The 5,442-nt window shown below is 64.8% G+C and carries 5 protein-coding genes; all 5 read left to right on the forward strand.

Annotated features, from left to right (window positions below):
- The first annotated feature begins 181 nt into the window (after positions 1 to 181).
- Positions 182 to 1,057, forward strand: a complete 876-nt coding sequence (locus ACXJL8_RS32690) for a branched-chain amino acid ABC transporter permease (protein ID WP_456686276.1) — start codon at positions 182 to 184, stop codon at positions 1,055 to 1,057.
- Positions 1,054 to 2,052, forward strand: a complete 999-nt coding sequence (locus ACXJL8_RS32695) for a branched-chain amino acid ABC transporter permease (protein WP_456686277.1) — start codon at positions 1,054 to 1,056, stop codon at positions 2,050 to 2,052. Before ACXJL8_RS32690 ends, ACXJL8_RS32695 begins: the two co-directional genes overlap by 4 nt.
- Positions 2,049 to 2,792: an ABC transporter ATP-binding protein gene (locus tag ACXJL8_RS32700; RefSeq protein WP_456686278.1), complete on the forward strand. Its 744-nt coding sequence runs from the start codon at positions 2,049 to 2,051 to the stop codon at positions 2,790 to 2,792. The genes ACXJL8_RS32695 and ACXJL8_RS32700 overlap by 4 nt, the downstream gene beginning before the upstream one ends.
- 12 nt (positions 2,793 to 2,804) lie before the next feature.
- On the forward strand, positions 2,805 to 3,542 hold the full coding sequence (locus ACXJL8_RS32705; protein WP_456619554.1) for an ABC transporter ATP-binding protein: 738 nt from the start codon (positions 2,805 to 2,807) through the stop codon (positions 3,540 to 3,542).
- A partial coding sequence (locus ACXJL8_RS32710) for a bifunctional sugar phosphate isomerase/epimerase/4-hydroxyphenylpyruvate dioxygenase family protein (protein ID WP_456686279.1) occupies positions 3,539 to 5,442 on the forward strand: 1,904 nt, incomplete at its 3' end. The genes ACXJL8_RS32705 and ACXJL8_RS32710, both read left to right, overlap by 4 nt.

Raw genomic sequence — 5,442 nt, forward strand, 5'->3', positions numbered from 1 at the left:
GGGAGAGATCTCTCCTCTCCCTCGCCCCGCTCTTCGCGGGGAGAGGGGTGGGGTGAGGGTGTTCCCGCAGTCACAGTGACAATCGAATTCGCGGACAGAGCCCCTCACCCCTCCCTCTCCCCGTAAGAACGGGGAGAGGGAGAAAGAAGAGAGTGGAGAGAGGGGAAAGAGAGAGGGGRACATGTCCAATCTGTTCGATCTTCTGGTCGCGGGACTTGCCACCGGCGCCATCTATGCGCTGGTCGCGGTTGGTTTCACGCTGCTATGGCAGACATCGCAGACCATCAATTTCGCACAAGGCGAGTTCGTGATGCTGCCGGCGTTCCTGATGCTGGCGGCGATGCATGCCGGCGCGCCGTTCTGGCTCGCGATCATCCTCGGCATCCTGCTCTCGATGATCCTGCTCGGCCTCGCCTTCAAGATGCTGCTGGTCGACCCGATGATGCGCCATGGCGTGCTGCCGCTGGCGATTGCCACCATGGCGCTGGCCATCGGCATCAAGGAGGCCGTAAAGCAGTTCTTCAGCGCCGAGGCCTCGCCCTTTCCGTCGATCGTGCCGACCGGCGACGTCTCCATCCTCGGCCACGCCGTGTCGTTGCAAAGCATCGGCGTTCTCGTCCTCGCCATCCTCGCCGTATTCGGCCTGACGACGCTGCTCAACCGCACGTCGCTCGGCCACCAGATGCAGGCGGCGGCGCAGAACCCGACAGTGGCGCGCATCATCGGCGTACCGGTCGAGCGGATGATTCTCCTGACCTTCCYGATCAACGCGTTTCTGGTGGCGCTGGCCTCATTGCTGATCACGCCGATTTACCTCGCAAAATTCTCCTCCGGCGAGGTGCTGGGCCAGGCCGCTTTCATCGCGGCCATCGTCGGCGGCTTCAACCAGGTGCGCGGCGCGATCGCCGGCGGCCTCTTGATCGGCGTGCTCGACAATCTCGCGGCATCCTATGTCTCCACGCAATATCGCGCGGCGGTGCCGCTGATCTTCCTGATCCTCGTCATCCTGTTCCGGCCGCAAGGATTGCTCGGCCGCGCCGAGGAGCGCACGGTATGAGCGGATTTGCCAAACCCCTGAAGATCGCGCTCGGCCTTGCCGTCATCGCCGGCCTGATCGTGATTCCCATGAACTTCAACCGCTACGGCCTGTTCATCCTGAGCCAGTGGGCGGTGATGACGATCGCCGCGATGGGACTCAACCTCACGCTCGGCTATGCCGGCCAGGTGTCGCTCGCCCAGGGCGCCTTCGTCGGCATCGGCGCCTATGCGGCCGCGATCATGACCACGCATGGCTGGCCTTTGCCGGCTGCGATTGTCGTCGCGATTATCTTGAGCTTCGCGGTCGGCTGGGTGCTCGGCTATCCCGCGCTGCGCGTGCAGCACCATTATCTTGCCTTCGTCACGCTCGCTTTCTCGACGCTCGCCTTCCTGGTGTTCCGCAACGAGAGCTGGCTCACCGGCGGCATCTACGGCATCTCCAACATCCCGCGGCCGCACATCTTCGGCATCGCGACCAACAAGCCCCTGCCCTTCTATTATGTCTGCCTCGGCTCGCTCGCGATCGTGTCGCTGGCGGTGTGGTGGCTGATCCGTTCGCCCTGGGGCCGCGCCTTCATGGCGCTGCGTGAAAATCCGCTGCGCGCGCAGTCGCTCGGCGTCGATACCCGCCGCTACACGCTAATGGCATTCGCGATCGGCTCGGCGCTCGGCGGCGTCGCCGGTGCGCTCTATGCGCCGCTGACGCAATATATCGATCCCGTGCCGTTCAACCTGTCGCTCTCGCTCGATCTCCTGATGATGGTAATCGTCGGCGGCGCCGGCTTCTTCCTCGGCCCGTTCTTAGGGGCGATGATCGCGGTGCTGCTGCCGGAATGGCTGCGCTTCACGGAAGGCTATTATCTGATGYTCTATGCGGTCGCGGTGATGCTGCTGCTGATCTGGTCGCCGACCGGCATTTTGGGAATCCTCGACCGCTATCTCGCCGAGCGCCGAACCAAGGCGGCCTCCGCGCTGCGCGCCGTGGCAAAATCCCGGCTGGAGACGGTGCAATGAGCCCGGTCCTCGAAGTCACCAACATCAGGAAGAATTTCGGCGGCATCAGCGCCGTCGACGGCGTCTCCTTCGACGTCCGCGAAGGCGAGATCCTCGGCCTGATCGGGCCGAACGGCTGCGGCAAGTCGACCCTGTTCAACTGCATCCTCGGCCAGCTCACACCATCAGGCGGCGAGGTCAAGCTCGACGGCAAGGTCGTGACCGGCTTGCGCCCCTCCGAGCTCAACAAGCTCGGCGTCAGCCGCACCTTCCAGCTGTTGCAGGTGTTTCCAAAACTCTCGGTGCGCGAGAACCTGATCCTCGCCGGCCAGGAGCACCAGGGCAACATGGCCTCGCGCCTGGTCGGCCGCTCCGACGCCGGGCTCACGGACKCCGCCAACCAGATGATCGGCTTCTTCAAGCTCGATCATCTCGCCGCCGAGCCTGCCGGCGGTCTGTCCTACGGCCAGCAGAAGCTGCTGGACGCCGCGATGGCGTTCATGGGCGGTCCGCGGCTGGTGCTGCTCGACGAGCCCGCCGGCGGCGTCAACCCGTCGATGCTGACGGATTTGAAGGAGCGGCTGGTCGCGATCAACCGCGAGAAGAACGCCACCTTCGTCGTGATCGAGCACAACATGGAATTCGTGATGTCGCTGTGCTCGCGCGTGATGGTGATGGCGGAAGGCAAGGTGCTGGCGATGGGACGGCCGGACGAGGTCCGCAAGAATCCTGCCGTCATTGAAGCCTATCTCGGGCATTAGGGAGAGCGAGCCATGAGCGACCCGATCCTCTCGGTTCACAATCTCGTCGGCGGCTACGGCAAGATGACGATCCTGAACGGCACCACCTTCGCCGTGCCGCAGGCGACCATCACCACCATCATCGGCCCGAACGGCGCCGGCAAGTCGACCGTGTTCAAGGCGGTCTTCGGCCTGTTGAAGCTGCGCGAGGGCAAGATCAGCTTCGCGAACCGCGACGTCACCAATCTGAGCCAGCGCGCGCTGCTCAACGCCGGCATCTGCTATGTGCCGCAGGGCCGCAACATCTTTCCCGAGCTGTCGGTGCGCCACAATATCGAGCTCGGCGGCGTCGCCGCCGGCAAGGACATCGACCTGCCCAGGCGGATCGAGGCCGCGCTCGACCTGTTTCCGGCGCTGCGGCGCAAGTCGACGCAGCAGGCCTCCACGCTGTCGGGCGGCGAGCAGAAACAGCTCGAGATCGCGCGCTCGCTGCTGCTCGAGCCGAAGCTGGTGCTGATCGACGAGCCTTCGATCGGCCTGTCGCCGCTGATGGTGCAGCAGACTTTCGACATCCTGAAATCCCTGCGCGACCGTGGCGTCACCATCCTGATGATCGAGCAGAACGCCCGCTCGGCGCTGGAGATCTCCGATTTCGGCATCGTGCTCGAGCTCGGCCAGACCCGCATGTTCGACGGCGCGAAGCGCATCCTGAACGATCCGCGCATCGGACAGCTCTTCCTCGGGGGAGCGATGGAGGAGACAGCCGCATGAACAAGCGCTCGATCGCAACCGTCTCTCTCTCAGGGGCGCTGGACGAAAAGCTCCGCGCCATCGCAGCCGCCGGCTTCGACGAGGTCGAAATCTTCGAGAACGACCTGCTGTCGTTCGGCGCAGGCCCGCGCGACATCGCAAAGCTCTGCGGCGATCTCAATCTGAAAATCTGCGCGTTCCAGCCGTTCCGCGATTTCGAGGGCATGCCGGAGCCGCAGCGTTCGCGAAACTTTGCCCGCGCCGAGCGCAAGTTCGACCTGATGCAGGAGCTCGGCACCGATCTGCTGCTGATCTGCTCCAACGTGTCGCCGGCCTCGCTCGGCGGCATCGACCGCGCCGCCGATGATTTTCGCGAGCTCGGCGATCGCGGGGCCAGGCGAGGCTTGCGCGTCGGCTACGAGGCGTTGGCCTGGGGACGGCACGTCAACGACTACCGCGATGCCTGGGAGATCGTGCGGCGCGCCGATCATCCTGCGATCGGCGTCATCCTCGACAGTTTCCATGCACTCGCCCCGGGCTTTCCAGTCCGCGCGATGGCCTCGATCCCCGGCGACAAGATCTTTCTGGTGCAGCTTGCCGACGCGCCGAAGCTCGAGCTCGACATCCTGTCGTGGAGCCGGCACTTCCGCTCCTTCCCAGGCCAGGGCGATCTGCCGGTCGGCGAGTTCATGGCAGCGATCGCGGCGACCGGCTATGCCGGGCCGCTGTCGCTGGAGATCTTCAACGACCAGTTCCGGGCCGGCTCGGCCGCGCAGACCGCGGTCGATGGCCTGCGGTCGCTGATCCTGCTGGAGGACCGGCTTGCACCGGACTGGCCGAAATTCGTCGGCGAGCCCCTGGCGCCGAAAGCCAAAAGTCGCGGCACCGGCTTCATCGAGTTTGCCGTCAACGAGACCAAGGCCGGCGAGCTCGCCCGCCTGTTCGCACAGCTCGGCTTCCGCAGGACCGGCAAGCATCGCAGCAAGGCGGTGGAGCGCTGGTCGCAGGGCAAGGTCGAACTCGTGGTCAATTGCGAGACCGATGGCTTTGCGCATTCGCATTACGTCACGCACGGCCCCGGCGTCTGCGCGATTGCACTCGATGTCGACAATGCCGGCCTCGCCATGCAGCGGGCCGAGACGCTGAAGGCGCGCACCTTCTACCAGCCGGTCGGACCGGGCGAGCTGGAAATCCCTGCGATCCACGGCGTCGGCGGCAGCCTGCTCTATTTCCTCGATCAGGCCGGCAAGAACTGGGATACCGATTTCGAGCCCATCGCGAGCGACGCGAACTCGGACGCCCTGCTGGCGGTCGATCACATCGCGCAGTCGATGCCCTACGACGAGATGCTGTCCTGGCTGTTGTTCTACACCGGCATCCTCGACCTGACCCGCCTGCCGCAGATGGAGATCGCCGATCCCAGGGGCCTCGTGCAGAGCCAGGCCGTCATCAATGGCGACCAGAGCCTGCGCTTCGTGCTCAACGGCTCCTCCGCCAACCGCACGCTGCCGGCGCGCTTCATCTCGGAATTCTTCGGCTCGGGCGTGCAGCACGTCGCCTTCACGTGCCAGGACATCTTCGCGGCGGTGGCCGCGATGCGCGCACGCGGCGCTGACTTTTTGGATATTCCCGACAATTATTACGACGACATCGAAGCCAAATACGACCTCGCGCCCGACCTGATGGCGCAACTGCGCGCCAACCACATCCTCTACGATCGCGAGGGCGACGGCGAGTTCTTCCAGGTCTACACCCACATTTTTGACGAGCGCTTCTTCTTCGAGATCGTCGAACGGCGAAGCTATCAGGGATTTGTCGCGGCGAATGCCGGGATCAGGCTTGCCGCGCAGTCACGCGAGGTGCGGCAAACGAGCATGCCGCGGGTGTATGCGCCTCTTCGCCTCTACCCGCTTGCGGGGAG

The organism is Bradyrhizobium sp. P5_C11_2, assembly GCF_054049755.1.

Bases quoted from the DNA above. Each gene is read 5' to 3' on its own strand.
- ACXJL8_RS32705 (WP_456619554.1), top strand. From the start codon at position 2,805: ATGAGCGACCCGATCCTCTCGGTTCACAATCTCGTCGGCGGCTACGGC.